General features: G+C 29.0%; 17 protein-coding genes. 15 read left to right on the top strand and 2 right to left on the bottom strand.

Annotated elements, in window-relative coordinates:
• Positions 1 to 134: 134 nt before the first annotated feature.
• From RYK99_RS03050 to RYK99_RS03040, 3 genes are all read left to right on the top strand, one after another.
• Positions 135 to 542, top strand: a complete 408-nt coding sequence (locus tag RYK99_RS03050; protein WP_314990011.1) for a MarR family transcriptional regulator — start codon at positions 135 to 137, stop codon at positions 540 to 542.
• 62 nt (positions 543 to 604) lie between these two features.
• The gene (locus RYK99_RS03045; RefSeq protein ID WP_314990009.1) at positions 605 to 1,648 is read left to right on the top strand and encodes an LLM class flavin-dependent oxidoreductase; all 1,044 of its coding nucleotides are present in this window, start codon (positions 605 to 607) and stop codon (positions 1,646 to 1,648) included.
• A gap of 99 nt (positions 1,649 to 1,747) precedes the next feature.
• Complete coding sequence (locus RYK99_RS03040; protein WP_314990007.1) at positions 1,748 to 2,431, top strand: YjjG family noncanonical pyrimidine nucleotidase; 684 nt, start codon at positions 1,748 to 1,750, stop codon at positions 2,429 to 2,431.
• Between the two features lie 43 nt (positions 2,432 to 2,474).
• On the opposite strand, the gene RYK99_RS03035 is transcribed toward RYK99_RS03040, so the two are convergent.
• Positions 2,475 to 3,380 (bottom strand): cation diffusion facilitator family transporter, encoded by a 906-nt coding sequence (locus RYK99_RS03035; protein WP_314990005.1) that lies wholly within the window; start codon positions 3,378 to 3,380, stop codon positions 2,475 to 2,477.
• Between the two features lie 170 nt (positions 3,381 to 3,550).
• On the opposite strand from RYK99_RS03035, the gene RYK99_RS03030 reads away from it, so the two are divergent.
• Complete coding sequence (locus RYK99_RS03030; RefSeq protein ID WP_314990003.1) at positions 3,551 to 4,198, top strand: GDSL-type esterase/lipase family protein; 648 nt, start codon at positions 3,551 to 3,553, stop codon at positions 4,196 to 4,198.
• A 1,186-nt stretch (positions 4,199 to 5,384) separates the two neighbouring features.
• Here the strand turns inward: RYK99_RS03030 and RYK99_RS03025 are convergent.
• Complete coding sequence (locus RYK99_RS03025; protein WP_314990001.1) at positions 5,385 to 6,704, bottom strand: amino acid permease; 1,320 nt, start codon at positions 6,702 to 6,704, stop codon at positions 5,385 to 5,387.
• A 356-nt stretch (positions 6,705 to 7,060) separates the two neighbouring features.
• Here RYK99_RS03025 and lysS point away from each other — a divergent pair, with 356 nt between their 5' ends.
• The 11 genes from lysS to RYK99_RS02970 form a co-directional block, all read left to right on the top strand.
• Positions 7,061 to 8,560 carry a lysine--tRNA ligase gene (lysS, locus tag RYK99_RS03020; RefSeq protein ID WP_314989999.1) on the top strand — a complete coding sequence of 500 codons (1,500 nt, stop codon included), beginning with the start codon at positions 7,061 to 7,063 and terminating at the stop codon, positions 8,558 to 8,560.
• Positions 8,561 to 8,867: 307 nt separating this feature from the next.
• The gene (gene ftsY, locus RYK99_RS03015) at positions 8,868 to 9,932 is read left to right on the top strand and encodes a signal recognition particle-docking protein FtsY (protein WP_003146442.1); all 1,065 of its coding nucleotides are present in this window, start codon (positions 8,868 to 8,870) and stop codon (positions 9,930 to 9,932) included.
• A 280-nt stretch (positions 9,933 to 10,212) separates the two neighbouring features.
• A complete protein-coding gene (locus RYK99_RS03010; protein WP_314989996.1) occupies positions 10,213 to 10,716 on the top strand; it encodes a PTS glucose transporter subunit IIA in 504 nt (167 codons plus the stop codon).
• Between the two features lie 39 nt (positions 10,717 to 10,755).
• On the top strand, positions 10,756 to 12,192 hold the full coding sequence (locus tag RYK99_RS03005) for a tetratricopeptide repeat protein (RefSeq protein ID WP_314989994.1): 1,437 nt from the start codon (positions 10,756 to 10,758) through the stop codon (positions 12,190 to 12,192).
• Between the two features lie 10 nt (positions 12,193 to 12,202).
• Positions 12,203 to 12,403, top strand: a complete 201-nt coding sequence (locus RYK99_RS03000) for a YqgQ family protein (protein WP_314989992.1) — start codon at positions 12,203 to 12,205, stop codon at positions 12,401 to 12,403.
• A 10-nt stretch (positions 12,404 to 12,413) separates the two neighbouring features.
• Positions 12,414 to 12,698 carry a DUF1507 family protein gene (locus tag RYK99_RS02995; RefSeq protein WP_003146436.1) on the top strand — a complete coding sequence of 95 codons (285 nt, stop codon included), beginning with the start codon at positions 12,414 to 12,416 and terminating at the stop codon, positions 12,696 to 12,698.
• 1 nt (position 12,699) lies between these two features.
• Positions 12,700 to 13,914, top strand: coding sequence for an FtsW/RodA/SpoVE family cell cycle protein (locus RYK99_RS02990; protein ID WP_314989990.1), 1,215 nt, complete (start codon positions 12,700 to 12,702; stop codon positions 13,912 to 13,914).
• A gap of 165 nt (positions 13,915 to 14,079) precedes the next feature.
• The gene (gene queA / locus RYK99_RS02985; RefSeq protein ID WP_314989988.1) at positions 14,080 to 15,108 is read left to right on the top strand and encodes a tRNA preQ1(34) S-adenosylmethionine ribosyltransferase-isomerase QueA; all 1,029 of its coding nucleotides are present in this window, start codon (positions 14,080 to 14,082) and stop codon (positions 15,106 to 15,108) included.
• A 21-nt stretch (positions 15,109 to 15,129) separates the two neighbouring features.
• A complete protein-coding gene (gene tgt, locus RYK99_RS02980) occupies positions 15,130 to 16,284 on the top strand; it encodes a tRNA guanosine(34) transglycosylase Tgt (protein ID WP_003146431.1) in 1,155 nt (384 codons plus the stop codon).
• 89 nt (positions 16,285 to 16,373) lie between these two features.
• Complete coding sequence (gene yajC, locus RYK99_RS02975; protein ID WP_003146429.1) at positions 16,374 to 16,637, top strand: preprotein translocase subunit YajC; 264 nt, start codon at positions 16,374 to 16,376, stop codon at positions 16,635 to 16,637.
• A 377-nt stretch (positions 16,638 to 17,014) separates the two neighbouring features.
• Positions 17,015 to 19,452: Rib/alpha-like domain-containing protein (locus RYK99_RS02970; RefSeq protein WP_314989985.1), on the top strand; the 2,438-nt coding region annotated here is incomplete at its 3' end.

The following is a 19,452-nucleotide window of genomic DNA, read 5'->3' as shown; positions in this document are numbered from 1 at the left end:
AGACATTTAGAGAATTATCTCTAGATGTCTTTTAATGTTATTTCTTTGACAATATATAGTTAATAAAGTACAATTATCTCATATTCGAGATAATTGTCAAAAGAAATATTTATAGTAAAAACAGGAGAATACTTATGAATAATGAGTTTAAAGCCGTTATCGGAATAATGAGAGCAAGCAATTTATTAGTAGATGATTTAAAGAAAACTTTAAAGAATTATCCAATTAATGCGACTGAATTTTCTGTTATGGAATTTTTATATAGTAAAGGTGAGAAGAGTATTCAAGAAATACGAGATAGAATATTGCTTGCTAGTGGTAGTGCAACTTATGTTGTTGATAGTCTTGAAAAAAAAGGATATGTTATTAGAAAAATTTGCCAAAAGGATAAAAGAGTAACTTATATAAGGTTGACTGAAGAAGGAATGAAATTAATCGATGATATTTTTCCAATTCATAAAAAAAATACTAAGAGAATTTTTGAAAAAATAAATGACAAAGAGTTAGTAATATTAAAAGAAATCTTAAAAAAAATAAACTAGAGGCTTATACCTTTTTTAATAAATAAATATCTTGAAATTGAGATAATATAGGAGGACATAAAATGATAGAGTTAGGAATTAGTACATTTGGTGAAACTACAGAAATTGAAGGTACAGGAATAACACCTGCACATGATGAACGTATTAGAAATATGATTGAGGAAATGAAACTTGCTGATGAAGTTGGTTTAGATCTTTACGCAATTGGTGAGCATCATAGAGAAGATTTTGCAGTATCAGCACCTGAGATATTACTTGCAGCTGGCGCAGCTGTTACTAAGAATATAAAATTAAGTTCAGCGGTAACAGTATTATCATCATCAGACCCAGTAAGGGTGTATCAACAATATGCAACTATTGATGCAATATCTAATGGTAGAGCAGAAGTAATGGTAGGTCGTGGATCATTTACAGAATCATTTCCGTTGTTCGGTTATGATTTAGGTGATTATGAAGAACTGTTCGATGAAAAATTAGCGATGTTAGAGAAAATTAAAGCTAATGAAATGTTAACATGGAAAGGAAAACATACTCAAAGCGTTAATAATAAAGGAGTATATCCAAGAAGTGTTCAAGAAGATTTTCCTATTTGGGTAGCGACAGGAGGTAATACAGAGTCAACTATTAAAATTGCTCAAAAAGGATTACCAATAGCATATGCTATAATTGGAGGGCAATACAAAGCTTTCAAAGGTTTAATAGATTATTATAGAGCTATAGGACGTAATGCAGGTCATAGTGAAGATAGATTAAAAGTTGCTTCACATTCTTGGGGATTCGTAGCTGAAACGGATGAAGAAGCGATTAAAAAATATTTCCATCCTACAAAACAGGTTGTTGATGCAATTTCGAAAGATAGACCATTTTGGAGACCTCTTACTTTCGAACAATATTTAAATAGCGTAGGGCCAGATGGATCTATGTTAGTAGGTAGTCCAGAAACAGTTGCAAATAAACTTATTGATATGATAGAAACATTAGGATTAGATAGATTTATGCTACACCTACCTCTTGGGTCTATGCCACATGAAGATATAATGAAAGCTATAAAACTATTTGGAGAAGAAGTAGCTCCACGAGTTCGTGAATATTTTAAAAATAAATAAGTAATTGAAATACAATTTCTAATTCAAGTAAAGCTATTTTTTCTAAAAAATCATACTCTATGTTATAATAAATAGATAATAAAAAGATGGAGAGTACAGATGATTTTAGATAAGTATAAATATTTATTATTTGATTTAGATGATACCTTATTAGATTTCGGTAAAGCACAAGTTTTAGCTTTTAAAAAATTATTGGAAGATGAAAATATTGAGTATAATGATGAGTTGTTTGAAAAATATGAAACGATAAATAAATCTTTATGGAGAAGTTTCGAACGTGGAGAAATATCGAATAAAGAAGTTACTAGTGAAAGATTTATAAGATTTTTTAAGTTGTTTGATAGAGAAGTTGATGGTGGTGAAGTAGATAATAGATATAGAGGATATCTTGCTGAAGGAAATCAACTTTTTGATGGAATAATTGAGATGTTAGAGAAATTAACAACAACTCATAAATTATATGTAGCTTCTAATGGAATAGGTGTTACTCAACATACAAGATTAAAAAATAATAATCTTAATAAATACTTTGAGAAGATTTTTATTTCCGAAGAAATTGGAAGTAAAAAGCCAGATAAAGAATTTTTTAATATTATTTTAAAAGAAATCTGTGTTGAAAATAAGGATGAAGTTTTAATGATAGGAGATACTCTTACATCGGATATATTAGGTGCTAATAATGCAGGGATTGATAGTTGTTTAGTAGATATTCATAAAATCTCTAATCCAGAGGTAGTACCTACGTATAAAATTGAGAAGACGATAGATTTATTGGAATTATAAAAAGGAATCTAAGTTGAAAAAATATCAACTTAGACTCCTTTTTTTATAAACTATGATCGTTGTATTTAATATTTTCTAGTGCGATAAAGCAATGTTCAATATTATATTCTTCTTTGAGAAGTATTTTTACATTTTCTACTATTGTGTAATCTTTAACTGTATTATACTCATTTAAAAGAATGTGCATTGCTGCGTTGATTTCATTTGTATCAGTGTGCCAAATGTGAAATTCATGAATATCAGAAATACCTTCTATTTCTTTGATTTTATTGTAAATTCCTTCAGTATCTAGAGTAGTAGCTTCCATTAAAATTACAAATGATGATTTAGTAATTTTATATCCACCTTTAAATAATATTATACTGATAATAATACTCATAATAACGTCAACGATTTGATAGTTTGTAAAGTAAATAATTGTTGAAGAAATTATAATTCCAATTGAACTGATTAAATCACCAAGGAAATGCCATAAAGCACTTTGGATATTAAGATTATCTTCTTCTTTTAAACTTTTTGTTAAAATTATTGTTACTACAATATTGAAGATTAATCCTATTGACGATATTATAAGCATTGATTTGAAATCAATGTCTTTAGGATTGAAGAATCTCATAAACCCTTCGAAAATTAAATAAATAGAAATACCAACTAGCATTAAACCGTTAATAAAGGCAGCTAATACTTCTAGTCTCACAAAACCAAAAGTGTATTTTTTATTTGGCTTTTTTGAACTGAATATCAAAGCAATTAAACTAAAACCTAATGCGATAACATCAGAGAACATATGGAATGAGTCACCTAATAATGCTAATGAATTAGAAAGAAGCCCTCCGATATATTCTAATAATGCAAAACTTATTGTTAAAATTAATGTTGTATAAAGTACTTTTTTTGAATATGATTGAATTTTATAATGTTTTTTATGATGGAAATTTGTTTGTATCATTTTATCCTCCTTAATTTATAATATTGTTATTATAAATCATGAAGTAGAACTTTACAAAAATACTGCACTGATAACAATTATTAGTACTTTTATCATCTGGCTCTATTGCTTTTTTTATATTAGTTTGATAAAATTAAGAAGAATTTAGATGAAAAAAGGTGGAGAAAATTATGCGTATTTTATGTATTGGGGATAGTAACACTTGGGGATATGTTCCAGGTGAGGATGGAGTAAGAACTGATAAACGTTGGACTAAATTACTAGCAGAATTTCGTTCTAATGATACTATTATAGAAGAAGCTCTTTGTGGAAGAACAGTTACTGCAAAAGATACGATTGTACCTGTTAGATGTGGTATTGATACACTACCAATTTTAATGTTAAGTCACGTACCTGTAGATTTAGTAATAATTATGTTAGGGACTAATGATTTGAAAAAACAATTTAATCCGAGTGCGAAACATATTGCTAGAGGGATTGAAGAATATATTAAATATATAAGAAATCCTCATTTAATCGCTGGATATAAAATTCCGAAGATTCTTGTTGTTTCACCTGTTCCATTACGTGATGAAATAGTAGAAAGACAAAGCTTATTTGGGGAATTTGACGAAAATAGTTTAAAACAATCAAAATTCTTAGCTCAAACATTTAAAGAGGTTAGTGATAAATATGAAGTAGACTTTTTAAATGCGGGGCGTGTAGCAGAGGCTTCATTAATCGATTGTATTCACTTAGATGAAAAAAATCATGAAAAATTAGCGAAGTATATTGCTAGTAAGGTGTCTGAAGTGTTAGATTACGAAGAAGCAAGATAAGAAGAATCCGATGATAAACTTTCTAAATATGAAAGATTATCATCGGGTTTGTTTTTTATATTGTTTAAAAGATAGTTTACTTATATATATTGTTAAAATAGCTAGAAGTATATATATCAAATTGAATTCTGAAATAATAAATTGATTAATAAAAGTTATACTAAATATTGTAAAATATATTCCGATTATGTATGTATTACCAGATTGCTTAGTTAAAGTTCGATCGATAGTTTTGAAAATTCTATAATAGATACTTAGTAAAATAATAAAAATAATACTAATTAACCAATATCTATTCACAGGGATATTAAGTTTTAAATCACTTAGTGCTAGAGAAAAAGTAACAAAGTTAGTCATAATAAATAAATGACTAGTTAAATGATTAAAATTAATATCTCTTACATGTATACTTCTAGATATGAAACTAGGGAATAGCTGACTTATCGTAAAAGAAAGAAATATAAACCAATAACAATAATCAATAAATATTAAACCTAAAAAGAGGGTTAATGTTCGTCCAGTGTGAATGTAACTAAACGGTTCTGTTAATTTTTTTATCATTAATTGTTTATTATCTGTAAGGATGTACTCCACAATGTGTTGAACACTCAATATCACAGATAAAAGCACTAATGTTGCAAGAATGAATTTAATATCAAATGTATTTCTTATTAATAAATTTAAGATAACAAAAGTTTGAAAAATTAAAAAGAAATAATTTAGAAAACTATCTTTACCATATCTGTTTAAGTGAACTACTTCCAGTAACCAACTATTAAAGAAAATTATAGAAAGTAGTATAAAATGAATGAATCCATATATTGACTTATTCATATATAAGTATTCTATTGAGAATCTATTTATTAATAAAGACAATGAAATTGTGTATAAAGTTGTAAGTATAGTTTCTTTTTTTAAAATAAATTTTAACACAAAAACTTCCTCCTTATTTACATTTTACCTCGCATGATTTTACAAAAAAATATTGAAGTTATCCGTAGCAAAATGCTAGGGGGATAACTTCAACCTTCTTTACAAAATGAAAGAAGTTATAATCATATTTTATCAAAAAAAAAATTGAATATCAATAAAATGAATGGCCCTAAATAGTCATTCGTTATTAACGAAAGAATATTAAGATCCATTTTTTATTTGAGTTTTAAATTTATATAATTTATTTAAATAGTTATTTTTTGAATTTTTTATGAGTTTCGGTGTAAAATACTAAACCAAGTAATGTAATAATAACACCACTTATAGCTAATGTAAATTGAGTAATAATAGCAGCGAGTACTATGTAAGCTCCACCTATGATAGAAATCCAAGGAATTATAGGGTAAAATGGAACTTTATATGGGCGTGGCATATCAGGTTCTCTTTTTCTAAGGACAAATACAGCGAAAAATGTTGCTATAAAGAAAATCCAAATTGTAAATAAAAGAAAATCTGTAAGAGTATCAAATTCTCCTGTAAACATCATCGCAATAGTTAAAACTAAAGTTACTAAAGCTGAGAAATATGGAATTGAGAATCTATTTAGTTTGATCCAAAAGTTTTTAAATGGAATCTGATCTTTCATTGCCATTGCATAAGGAATGCGAATAGCTGTCATAGTAAAACCATTCATAGTTCCGTAAACACTAATCATAATACCAATAGTTATTATTTTACCACCATTTGGTCCAAATAACTTAGTAGCTACGTCATTAGGAACATTACCGTTACCTGCTATTTGTTCCATAGGCATAGTAAGTAGATACGCTACATTTATTAGTAGATAAATAGCTGTTATTACAAGCAAACCATATAAAATTGCGCGTGGTAAATCTTTTTTCGGATTTTTCATTTCACCAGCAATAGTTCCAACATTACTCCATCCGTCATAACCATACATGGCAGCTAACATTGCAGCACCAAGAGCAGCTAGAGGTGTAGAACTAGTTGATGATGATGAACTACTAGGGAAAAGTTCAATTGTCGTAGGATTAGGTTGTAATAATCCGAAAACAATAATTGCAATAATAGGTATTAGTTTACAAATAGTAGCAACAGTTTGAATGCGACCACTTGCCTTACTACCAAGTAAGTTTAAACCCGTTACCGTAGTAGCGGCACATGCTCCTACAAGTATTGAATATTTCTTATCAACACCAAAAAGATTTAGAAATTGTGTTGAGAAAATAGCGGCGGCGGCAGCTATACTGGCAGGATAATATATTACAGCCTGAGCCCAACCAAGTAAGTATGATATTGTTTTTCCATAAGCTTTTTCAACCCAAACTATCATACCCCCGGTTTCCGGTATGGCAGCAGCAAGTTCAGCAGTAGTTAATCCTGCACAAATACTTATTATTCCTGCAAGAATCCAGGCAAGTAATCCAAGGGTGACATTTCCTGTAGTCTTATATATAACGGCTGCTTTGAAAAATACCCCAGATCCAATAACTACACCAACTACTGTAGAGAATGCTCCAAAAAATCCAATCTCTTTTTTTAAGTTTTCCAAAAGAATCCCCCCTTATAATATGGAATATTTTTAATAATATTTAATTTTTAAAATTTTTATGGTTGTTTTTTCTATTTATTTCTAAGCGTACTTATTATATCTTATTTTTTATAGCTAAACAATAGTTTCAGAAGAAAAATTTAACAAATTATGTTAGAAAATTTAACAATATATTTATTTATGAGATTATGTTAAATAAAAGATTGAAATTAGAATATTTCAATTAATAGTATAAAGATTAAATGTTAAAAAATTTAGTAAAATTCTTCTTAAAGATTTAACAAAACGGATGAAAATGTGTTATAATAGGGAGTATCTGAATAAAATTACTAGATTATACTAGAAAGGAATTTAACATGACAGAAGAAATTAAAGTAGATGTACAAGATTTAAATGATCAAATGCTTGTTCGTCGTGAAAAAATGGAAGCTATGAGAGAAAGTGGTTTAGATCCTTTTGGAACTAAATTTGAAAGAACACATCTTTCAGATCAAATAGTAGCAGAATATGATAAATTTAGTAAAGAAGAATTAGAAGAAAAAAATATTTCTGTAACAATTGCAGGACGTATTATGACAAAACGTGGTAAAGGTAAAGCTGGATTTGCTCACGTTCAAGATTTAGGTGGTCAAGTTCAAATTTACGTTCGTCAAGATAGAGTAGGAGATTCTTACGAGTACTTTAAAACTCTTGACCTTGGGGATATTGTAGGTGTAACTGGAGTACTATTCAAAACTAACGTAGGTGAATTATCTGTTAAAGCTGATAAATTTGAAATTTTAACAAAAGCACTACGTCCATTACCAGACAAATTCCATGGACTTAAAGATGTTGAAGAACGTTACAGAAGAAGATATGTCGACTTAATTATGAATGAAGAAAGTAAAGAAACATTTATTTTACGTTCTAAAATTATTCAAATTATGCGTAGCTACTTAAATGAACGAGGATACTTAGAAGTAGAAACTCCTATGATGCACTCAGTTGCCGGTGGAGCTGCTGCTCGTCCATTCGTAACTCACCACAATGCACTAGATATGCAATTATTCATGCGTATTGCACTTGAATTACCTTTAAAACGTTTAATCGTTGGTGGATTAGAAAAAGTATACGAAATAGGTCGTGCATTCCGAAATGAAGGTGTATCAACAAGACATAACCCTGAATTCACAATGATTGAATTATATGAAGCTTATGCTGATTACAATGATATTATGGATTTAACTGAGTCTATGATTGCATACATCTGTAATGAAATTCACGGTACTACAAAAATTATGTATGGTGAAGATGAAATTGATTTAACTCCAAAATGGCGTCGTGTACACATGGTAGATGCTATTAAAGAAGTAACTGGAGTTGATTTCTGGCCAGAAATGACTGATGAACAAGCGCACGCATTAGCTAAAGAACACAATGTTCCGGTTAGAAAAGATATGAAAGTTGGACACATTATTAATGAATTCTTCGAAACATTTGTAGAAGAAACATTAGTTCAACCAACATTTGTTTACGGTCACCCAGTAGAAGTATCTCCATTAGCAAAAACTAATGCAGAAGACACAAGATTTACTGATCGTTTCGAATTATTCATCGTTAGACGTGAACATGCTAATGCATTTAGTGAGTTAAACGATCCAATCGATCAAAAAGAGAGATTCTTAGCTCAAATGGATGAAAAAGATGCTGGTAATGAAGAAGTTTATGAAATGGATGAAGACTTCGTAGAAGCATTAGAATACGGTATGCCACCAACAGGTGGATTAGGAATCGGAATTGATAGATTAGTTATGTTATTAACTAACTCAGCTTCAATCCGTGACGTATTACTGTTCCCGTACATGAAACATAAATAAGTCGATATTGATTTATTAAAATCTGATTATAAGAATATTATTTGAAATAATAAAAATTAAAACTCCCTAAAATATAGGAAGCTTTAATAGAAATTAAAGGACTAATCCAAAAGTCCTAAAATTTTAACAAAGTTCATATGAGAACTCATAGACGCAGTGGTTTATTGATATCTAAATTCGCTTTATAAAAGCTATTTAGATATCTAATAAACTGTGCGGGGGTGACTCGACAAAATCGATTTCTTTGAAATCGCGATTTTTGAGTCACTCCCTTTATCATATAAAAAAGAAATATAAGGAGTATCCAATGGCAAGCTTTTTTGAAAAATTAAAAGAAAAATTTTCTGCTAAAGAAGAATTAAATGAAGAACTGATTTCGCTTGATGAATATGAAGAGTTCGTCGAGAGTCAGTTTGTAACTGAAAAATTTAAAAAAGGACTAAAAAAATCACGTGATAACTTCTCTAATGCACTTAATAACTTAATTAGTTCATATAGAGAAATTAACGAAGAGTTTTTTGAAGATTTAGAGGAATTACTTATTCAATCAGATGTTAGTTACAATACTGTATTAGAATTAGTTGATTATCTAAAAGTTGAATCACAAAGACAGAATCTAAAAGAACCAAGTGAGCTTCAAAGTATGATCATTGAGAAGTTAGTCGATGTGTACATGGAAGGAACTGTAAAATCTGAATTAAACTATGCTCCGGAGAAAGAACTTTCAGTATTCTTATTTGTAGGGGTTAATGGAGTAGGTAAAACAACATCTATCGGTAAATTAGCTCATAATCTTAAAAAAGAAGGAAAAAAAGTACTTATAGCTGCTGGAGATACATTTAGAGCAGGAGCTATTGATCAACTTGATGTTTGGGCAAAACGTAGTGGTGCAGATATTGTAAAATCACATGAGGGAGCTGATTCAGCAGCGATTATCTTTGATGCTATTCAATCTGCTAAAGCAAAAGGTTATGATGTATTACTTTGTGATACTGCGGGTCGTCTACAAAACAAAGATCATCTTATGAAAGAGCTTGAAAAAATTGTCCGTGTAATTAAAAAAGAAGTTCCAGAAGGGCCACATGAAGTACTTTTAACAATAGATGCGACAACAGGTCAAAACGGTATACTACAAGCGAAAACATTTAAAGAAGTAAGTGATGTAACAGGTGTTATTCTTACTAAACTTGATGGAACAGCTAAAGGTGGTATAGTCATCGCTATTAAGAAAGAACTAGGTATTCCAGTTAAACTTGTAGGTTTAGGGGAAAATATTGATGATTTAGAAGTATTTGATCCTGAACAATATATTTATGGACTATTTTATCAAGAAAACTCTGATAAAACTGAAGAACAATCAGAAGCAGAATAGCAATGTAGATATAGTTCAATTTATAAACTTAAAAATACTAAAAAGTTATAAAATTTTTTAAAATTTGAAGTTTTAATAAATATTTAAGTGAGATTTTTCATAAATTTGATTTTCAAAATCATATTTGGAAAATCTCTCTTTTTTGTATTATTTTAAAATCAATAATTAAATAGAAATATTTTAGTATTAAATTTGAAATTATTTCCGAAAATTAATTGAAAAAATTGTAATAAAAGTATATAATATATATTAAGAAGGTAAATATATATGGAGGATTAAGATGGGATTTTTATCTAAATTATTCGGAAAAAAAGAAGAGCAAGTAAATGAGGTTGTCTTAAGCTCATACATGAAAGGTAAAGTAGTAGATATTACAGAAGTACCGGACCCAGTATTTGCTCAAAAAATGATGGGAGATGGATTTGCTATTATTCCTGAAGAAGGGAAACTTATTTCACCAGTAGCTGGAGAAATTATCCAAGTATTCCCAACAAAACATGCTTTTGGAATTAAATCAGGAGATGTAGAAATTCTTATTCACGTTGGATTAGAAACAGTTGCTATGAAAGGTGAAGGTTTCGATGTAGCAGTATCTGCAGGAGATAGAGTTGAAGTAGGTCAAACTTTATTAACTTATGACTTAGAGTTAGTTAAAGAAAAAGCTAAAGACATTATTACTCCTTGTGTTATTACAAACATGGATGCAGTGGAAAATATCGAAGTATTAAAATTAAATGAAACTGTTGATTTCTCACAAGAAGTAGCAAAAGTAAAACTTAAATAGACCTAGGTCTATTTAAGTTTTACTATTAGTGACGAAATTATGAATGATAAAAAATTTTGGAAGATTATATACCTATACATAACGAAATATAATTATAGTATATTATATTATCGTCCAGAAAAAAAAGATGTATGGCTTATTAATGAAGATAATGAATTAATAAGATTTATATACGGAGATAGTTTTAAATCAACAGAAATCGACAGCATTGTTTCTAATGTTATTAGAAATGAAATTAGACTGAAAAAAATGTTTAAACTGAGTAGTTTAAAAATGAAAATCCTTTATGTTTCTCCTGAATTTGATGATATTATAGAAGATTACAAAAAGTATAGAATATCAAATAGCATAATTATTGAACGTATTTTATATAATGAGAAGAACAGTAAATTATTTTTAAAAGAAAAAGATAAGAGTTTTATTGAAGGAACACCTGACACTTTAAGATATAAAAATAGAGTTGTTGAATTATATAAGAGACAGGCATTAGATAGAAATGTATTTAATGCAAAATATAATATATTATCAGGTCTTTATTTAATTTTATTCTTAATAAATTATTTTATAATTTATTTATCGAATAGAAATAGTTCTGCATATCAATATATCGAGTATAGCTATCAAAAAATTATAAGTGGTCAATTTTATAGAGTATTTACTAGTGTTTTTACAGTAGATAACTCTATGAAATTGTTGGTAATATTGGCAACAATTGGTGTTAGCTCAGTACTCTTTAATAAATCACTTAATGTATTGAAGAGTCTGGGGTTATTATTTATAGTTTCTTTAGTGTTTAATCTCTTGTTGATATTTGGATATTCAGGGACGCTAGATATTGCCTTGGTTTCAAATATTGCGCTTTTAGGTTCTATTTTTATGGGGCAGCTTAGTAAAAAGAATGATAATTTGAAATTCATGTATTCTGGTGCAATCTCAATTGTCTATCTAGCCTTGGTTTCAATATTATTTGATACTTCTATAGTTTTATATATTTTTTCTTTTGTATTAGGAGTATTTATAGAACTATTTTTAGTTAAGAAAAGAGTTTATATAGCACTAATTTGTATGATAGTTTTTTGTCTGCTTGGAGAAACATTATTATTCTCAGGTGTTAATACGAAAGGTACAATTAACAGATTTAGAGTTTCGAGAGTTGATAGTAGATTATTAAAAACATATAATGATGAAGATATATTCAATTTAGAAACAGAATTAAACTCTAAGAATAAATCAGCTTTAACTTATTATGAGTTAGGTATGGTTAAGATGACTACAGCAACAAAACAAGATGCTAAGAAAGTTTTTCTTGATGGAATAAATTTTGATGATTCTTTTGCACCGCTGTATTATAATTTAGCAATAATTGAACGCCAAGAAGGTAACTATTCAAAAGCAAAAGAGTATGCAAAAAGAGCTTATGAATTAGATGGTAGAGAAACTAATAAAAACCTAGTTGATGAATTGAGTAATTTTTAAGGTGATATAAATGAAAAATTTTTATGATTTACAACAATTTTTGAAATCATTTGGTATAATTATATATATGAAGAATAGGAAACATACATTAAGTATGGTAGAATATGAAGTGAGAGAATTAAGACGATTAGAATTAATTTCAAAAGAAGATTTTATAAGAGCGATTGCTATAATAAGACATGAAGTTAATTATGAATTATCAAAAGGATAGGTGATAAGAAATGGAAAATAACCTAATATTTATTAAGGTTCGTAGAAGAATAGAAGAAGATGTTGTGAAGATTGAAGAGATGATTAATGCTTGTGTATCGGTAAAAGGTCAGCGAAAATGTCCACTTTATCAAGATGTTATCGATACTCAAATCTATGGTCTTACTAAAGAAATAAACTTAGCAGTAGAGATAGGTTGTATTTCACAAGAAGCAGGTCGCATAATTCTAGCTGATTTAGAAAATAAAGCTAGCGAAATGTACTCTAATTTAGCAGAAGAAAGTAAAGCAAACTAATATGAATTTTGTAAGAAGAATACATAGATCAATTAAGCATGAACGTAGACATGTGAGATTAGATTGGGTAGTGGCATTAACACTTCTAGTATTGTTAGTCTTAAGTTGCATGATGGTCTATAGTGCTAGTATGATTGGTAATAAGTATGGGACTTTCACATCAGGTATTCCAGTAAGTGAAACATACTTCTTACAAAGACAGGCAATGTGGGTAGTACTCGCTTATATAGCGTTCCTAGTATTCTCTGTTGCAATACCCTTTGAAGTTTTTAAAAATAAAAGCTTTTTAATGAATGGATATCTAGTAATAGCGTTTCTACTATTTGTACCTTTATTTATGCCATCAATTAATGGTGCTAGATCTTGGATAAGAATAGGTGCGTTCAGTTTTCAACCATCAACTTTAGCACAGTTATTTATCATTATGTATATGGCATATATATTAGAAACTAGAAAAGTGAAATTAAGACAAATTTGTACGAGTTCAGAATTACTGAAAATATTCGGTATACCTTTAGGATTGGTTACTATAATAGCACTACAAAATGATACTGGAATGATACTTATCACGTTGTCGGTTATGGGTATTATGACTTTATGCTCTAATATGCATTCGCAAAACATAAAAAAAATATTATCACTAGCGATAATAGCAGGTGCTGCAGTGTTAATGCTATTTATGTTAAAAAGTGCATTATTCAGTAGTGGAACTTCATATAGAACAAATCGTCTAAAAGTATTTTTAAATCCATTTTCTGAGGATTTAGCAGCTGCAGCCGATCAGGTAATAAATTCATATGTTGCATTTGGTAATGGAGGATTATTTGGTAGAGGATTAGGAAATTCTATTCAAAAATTAGGTTACTTACCAGAAGCGCATACAGACTTCATACTTGCTATTATAGCTGAGGAGTTAGGTTTTATAGGTGTTTTATTCGTAGTAACTTTATTATTAATTATCATTGGAAAAGTAATATTTTCTGGTACAAAATCAAGAAATACTTTTTCAGCGATGTACTCATTAGGATTCGCAAGTCTATTAGTAGTACAGGGAGTAGTTAATATTGGTGGAGTTACGGCTTCTATCCCGATGACCGGAGTTCCATTACCATTTATAAGTAATGGTGGTAGTTCAATTCTTGTATTAAGTATAGGATTAGGAATAGCTACTAATATCTTGGCTCATGTTAAATATTTAAGAAGTAACAAAAAATAAAATGGAAATTCGAATTGATATTATTTATAGTATTGATTCGAATTTTTATTTATTATATTTTAGTATTGCTAGAAATTGAAAAAATTACAATTTATTATGATGATACTTGCTAACTTAAGCTAATCAAGCTATAATAGTAAAGGTAACTTTTAAAGGAGATTATAGATGAAATTAGAACAATTTGATTTTTATTTACCAGAGGAACTTATTGCACAAACTCCTCTTTTAAAAAGAGATACTAGTAAATTACTATGTGTAGATAGAAAAAACAATACACATGAACATAAAGTTTTTTCAGATATTATAGACTATTTTAATCCTGGAGATACTTTGGTATTAAATAATACTAGGGTTATGCCAGCTCGTTTATATGGTGCTAAAAAGGATACTGGAGCTGCAATAGAAGTATTATTATTAAAAAACCTAGGACATAATGATTGGGAATGTCTAGTTAAACCAGCAAAAAGAATAAAAGAGGGAAGTATTGTATCATTTGGTGATGGTATTATGGAAGCTGTGTGTATTAAAGTTCTTGATGATGGATTTAGACATTTTGAATTTGTATATGAAGGAATATTCCAGGAGAGATTAGATGAGCTTGGAACTATGCCACTTCCTCCATATATTAAAGAGCGTTTAAGCGATAAAGAAAGATATCAAACAGTTTATTCAAAAGAGGTAGGAAGTTCGGCTGCACCAACTGCTGGTCTTCACTTTACAAATGAACTATTAGATAGAATAAAAGAAAAAGGAGTAAATATAGCATATTTAACTCTTCATGTTGGACTGGGAACGTTTAGACCTGTTGCTGTAGAAAATATTGAAGATCATGATATGCATTCAGAATATTATACACTAGATGAAAAAACAGCGGAACTTATTAATAAAACAAAAGAAAATGGTGGAAGAGTATTTTCTGTAGGTACTACTTCAACAAGAACTTTAGAAACGATTGCTCGAGATAATAATGGAAAAATAGTTGCAGCTTCGGGTTGGACAAATATTTTCATCTATCCGGGATTTGAATTTAAATGTGTTGATGGTTTAATTACTAACTTCCATTTGCCGAAATCATCATTAATAATGCTTGTAAGTGCATTTTATGATAGAGAAAAAGTTATTGAATTATATAATATAGCAGTTGAAAATAAATATCGTTTCTTCAGTTTTGGGGATGCGATGATAATAATATAATTATTGAAAGGAAATTTTTATATGAGAGATGTTAAAGAAAATGCAGTTTGGTATGAACATATAAAAACATGTAAACAGTCTGGTGCGAGATTAGGTATTGTTCATACACCACACGGTAGTTTTGAAACACCGGTATTCATGCCGGTTGGAACGCAAGCTACAGTAAAAGCAATGTCACCAGAAGAAGTAAAAGGTATGGGTGCTGATATTATTTTATCAAACACATATCACCTTTGGTTACGCCCTGGTGAGGAAATTGTTGAAAAAGCAGGTGGACTTCACAAATTTATGAATTGGGATGGAAGTATTCTAACAGATTCAGGAGGATTCCAAGTATTTTCTCTTAGTGAAATGAGAAAGATTGAGGAAGAGGGAGTTCACTTTAAAAATCACTTGTCAGGAGAAAAATTATTCTTATCACCTGAAAAAGCAATGCATATTCAAAATGCTCTAGGTTCAGATATAATGATGGCTTTTGATGAATGTCCTGACTATAATCATGATTATAAATATATCCGTCAATCAGTGGAAAGAACTAGTCGTTGGGCAGAAAGATGTTTAGCAGCACATAAAAATCCAAAAACTCAAAGTATCTTTGGTATAGTTCAAGGTGCAGGATTTAATGACCTTCGTGAACAAAGTGCTAAGGATCTAGTAAGTATGGATTTTCCAGGATATGCTATCGGAGGTTTATCAGTTGGTGAACCAAAACATGAAATGTATAGAGTTTTAGAACATGTTACACCTTTATTACCAGCTAATAAAGCAAGATATTTAATGGGAGTAGGATCTCCTGATGCATTATTTGAAGGAGTACTTAGAGGAGTAGATATGTTTGACTGTGTGTTACCTACGCGTATTGCACGTAATGGAACATGTATGACATCTGCTGGACGTGTAGTAGTGAAAAATGCTAAGTATGCAGAGGACTTTACACCACTTGATCCAGAATGTTCATGCTACTGCTGTAAAAATTATACAAAAGCATATCTTCGTCATTTATTTAAAGCTGATGAAATTTTTGGAGCAAGATTAGCAACAACACACAATATTCATTTCTTAATTAATATGATGAAAGATATTAGACAAGCTATTAGAGAAGATAGATTACTAGATTTCAAAGAAGAATTCTTTGAAAAATATGGATTAAACCAAGAAAATCCTAAGAATTTCTAATAATTTAGTAAAAAAAGAATAGAAAAGGTTTATTTTTTACTTAGTATATAGTAGAATAAACATATATTATAAATAAACGGAGGTAAAACATGCAAGGTTCATATATTAATATTATTATGATAGTATTTCTTTTTGGATTCATGTACTTCATGATTATTAGACCACAATCTAAAAGAAATAAAGAATTAAAACTTCTACAAGATTCATTAAAAGAAGGAGATAGAATCGTAACTTTCGCTGGAATTTACGGAGATATCGTTGAAGTAGGGACAGTAACAGTAAAAGTAAGAATTGCACCAAAGGTTGAAATTGAAATAGATCGTAACGCTATTCGTAGTTTAGTTGCAAAATAATAAATATTTAAGCGGATTATATTAGTAATCTGCTTATTTTTTTTGAAAATTTTTATTAAATACTAGGAGTTAAGTTAAGTATATAGTATACTAATAATTTTGAAATATTATAATTTATGGAATTTCGGATTTCACTATAATAAGCTGATATTAGAAGTAAAAGTTACTAATTAAATAAATAGTGTAATAAATAAATTAGATACGTAAGAAACATCTTTCATTCTTAAAACTACTAAATATAAAAATAACTCAAAATTTAAGTTTGTTATATTTGTTATTTTCGTGTATACTTAATCAATGTAGAATGATTAGTTAACTAAAAATGATGTTAATTAAAATTTAATTACATATATTTAAGATGGAATCTTGGAGGAAATATGTTTAAAAATAATATTGAAAGAAAATTAGTGAAATATGGAATAAAGAAACTTAGTTTTGGTATTGCTTCAGTTGCTATTGGAGCATTTATATTTTTAGGAAGTGATGCGAGTGCTCATGAAATTGGAAACACAAACGTAACAAGTACAAATATAGAAAATAGAGTAACAACTTCTAATGCACAGAATAATAATGATATAAATAATAGAGAGACTAGAGTAGTTGCTGCAGCTGAAAATAGAAACAATTCAACTCAAAATACAGAGGCTATAAATTCATCTACTAGATCAACAGGAAGTGTAACTACTTCTACAGCCGAAAATAATACTGTTAATCAAGCTGATTCTAACAGTAACCAATCTTCAAACAGTAATTTAAACGTTTTGGATAGACGAACTGATGATAGTCAAAATATTGCAACTTTACTAACGAATATAATTAATAAAAATACAGAAAGTAATACTGTATCTAGTTCTTCATCTCAGGATGTGGAAGCTCCTGTAGAAAAGGGTACAAAAATTATTTCTCGTTTAACCGCTAAATATGCACAAGATATAGCCAAAGGTTATATTGGATTAGAAGGTGGAAAATACGATAGTTTAATCTATAAAAAAGCTGTACTTAATCCTGATGGAGATGATGATGGTGATGGTATTGCGAATAAAGACGAATTGTATATCTATAAAAAAGATGGAAGAACATATTTAGGATATGATATTCATCCAAGACTTGCAGATACAGATGGTGATGGTCTTAATGATAAAGAAGATAGAGACAAATTAATTTGGAATATTTCAGCAAGAGATATGGCTATGTTTATGAATCTAGCATATGAATCAGATGAAAGTGTAAAAAATATCTTATCTAATAAATTGCCAGTTGGTGTAGAAAAAGATAAAATAAAAAGACTTACTCATAGTGAATTATCTCCATATTGGACTGTGAAGCAAACATTTCATCAGAATAATGGATTAGATGCGGTATTGTTTGAAACAAAAAATAATTTCCCATTTTTAAAAGGTGAGAAAATTCAGGTTCTTGCATTCGCAGGAACTAATATGGGACAAGGTGGAGACTTGAAAGCCGACATAGCATTAGCTTTCGGGAATGAATCAAATCAAAGTGAGGCTGCTAAAGAGTTAATAAATAGCTTTAGAAATAATAAAGAATTTACAAATCTATATATTACAGGTCATTCTTTAGGTGGATATTTAGCTTTAAGAGCTAGTGTGTTAGCTGAGAAAAATAAATATAATTACTATAGAGAAACATACACTTTTAACGCACCTAGAATAAAAACTGGTGGTTGGTTTTGGGGAGTTCCAGAGGAAGAAGAAAATATTTCTAATGATTTGATGCAAATCGGTAAAATTAAAAATTATTTTACTGATAACGACAATATCATACCTGGTAACTTGAGACCAAAATATGTTAAAAATGTAGGAAGTAGCCAAGGGAAGCATTCTTCAACATCTTATTTTGAAAGTAGAATGAATAGTAATAAAGATTTTAATTTTGGTACAAGAAAAAATATCGATGGAAAAGTTGTAAAAGTAAATAATATCAATAATTTAAAAATTGTAAAGCCTGAAAAGGGAACATTAAATAAAACATTCTTACCGAAACTAGTAGATAAAAATCCAGTTTCTGTAATTATTGGAGATATATTAAAAGATAACGATATTATAAATAAAGTAAATAAGAGTATATTACCTGTAAATACTAAGTTAACGGTTGTTAAAAAAGATGGAATGACTTCTTTAGGTACAAAACATGCAAAAGTAAAAATACTTTATCTTGATGATAATACTAGTAATGAAATTGATGTACCTATCTTAGTTAATGAGGCTAATAAACAAGAATTAAATTCTGTAGTGAATGCTGCACATAAGTTAATAGATACTATTGTAGATTTATCAGATAAAACGTCGAATTCTGTAAGTAATTATTCTCTTGCTAAAGCAAATTTATCAACTAAATTAGGTGAAGCTTCATCAGCTCTTGCTAATACTCTATCTACACAGCTGGTTATTAATAATATGACTAGGGAATTAGCAAGACTAGGAATGGATGTTATTAATAAACGTACAGCACTAGAATTAACTGAAGCGGGAAAATATTCACCAAAATTAATTAATGATAATAAAGTTCTATTACGTCAAGGCAACAGTATCAATCTTGACAGTGTTGTTAAGAAAATTGCGAAAGATGGAATCCCGAAAAATATTAATTACGAATTATTAACTAGTACAAATATGAATGAAATTGGGGATACCAATGTTACTATTAAAGCTAAGTATAGTGATAGTTCTTTTGATTTAATAAATATTCCTATTCGTATTTATACAGATTCTAAAGGTGAATCACTAAGAGAAGAAGCCCTACCGGAATTAGTAGTAAGTGAGAAAGGTGAGGCGTTAAGAGAAGAAGTCTTACC

The sequence above is a fragment of the uncultured Gemella sp. genome (genome assembly GCF_963537375.1).
Taxonomy (GTDB): domain Bacteria; phylum Bacillota; class Bacilli; order Staphylococcales; family Gemellaceae; genus Gemella.
Note: the sequence above shows the minus strand (reverse complement) of the source record. Positions and strands in the feature narration are given on the sequence as shown.

Bases quoted from the DNA above. Each gene is read 5' to 3' on its own strand.
- RYK99_RS03050 (WP_314990011.1), top strand. From the start codon at position 135: ATGAATAATGAGTTTAAAGCCGTTATCGGAATAATGAGAGCAAGCAAT.
- RYK99_RS03000 (WP_314989992.1), top strand. From the start codon at position 12,203: ATGAAAAATTTTTATGATTTACAACAATTTTTGAAATCATTTGGTATA.
- ftsY (WP_003146442.1), top strand. From the start codon at position 8,868: ATGGCAAGCTTTTTTGAAAAATTAAAAGAAAAATTTTCTGCTAAAGAA.
- yajC (WP_003146429.1), top strand. From the start codon at position 16,374: ATGCAAGGTTCATATATTAATATTATTATGATAGTATTTCTTTTTGGA.
- lysS (WP_314989999.1), top strand. From the start codon at position 7,061: ATGACAGAAGAAATTAAAGTAGATGTACAAGATTTAAATGATCAAATG.
- queA (WP_314989988.1), top strand. From the start codon at position 14,080: ATGAAATTAGAACAATTTGATTTTTATTTACCAGAGGAACTTATTGCA.
- RYK99_RS02995 (WP_003146436.1), top strand. From the start codon at position 12,414: ATGGAAAATAACCTAATATTTATTAAGGTTCGTAGAAGAATAGAAGAA.
- RYK99_RS02990 (WP_314989990.1), top strand. From the start codon at position 12,700: ATGAATTTTGTAAGAAGAATACATAGATCAATTAAGCATGAACGTAGA.
- RYK99_RS03035 (WP_314990005.1), bottom strand. From the start codon at position 3,380: ATGATACAAACAAATTTCCATCATAAAAAACATTATAAAATTCAATCA.
- RYK99_RS03005 (WP_314989994.1), top strand. From the start codon at position 10,756: ATGAATGATAAAAAATTTTGGAAGATTATATACCTATACATAACGAAA.
- RYK99_RS03040 (WP_314990007.1), top strand. From the start codon at position 1,748: ATGATTTTAGATAAGTATAAATATTTATTATTTGATTTAGATGATACC.
- RYK99_RS03030 (WP_314990003.1), top strand. From the start codon at position 3,551: ATGCGTATTTTATGTATTGGGGATAGTAACACTTGGGGATATGTTCCA.
- tgt (WP_003146431.1), top strand. From the start codon at position 15,130: ATGAGAGATGTTAAAGAAAATGCAGTTTGGTATGAACATATAAAAACA.
- RYK99_RS03045 (WP_314990009.1), top strand. From the start codon at position 605: ATGATAGAGTTAGGAATTAGTACATTTGGTGAAACTACAGAAATTGAA.
- RYK99_RS03010 (WP_314989996.1), top strand. From the start codon at position 10,213: ATGGGATTTTTATCTAAATTATTCGGAAAAAAAGAAGAGCAAGTAAAT.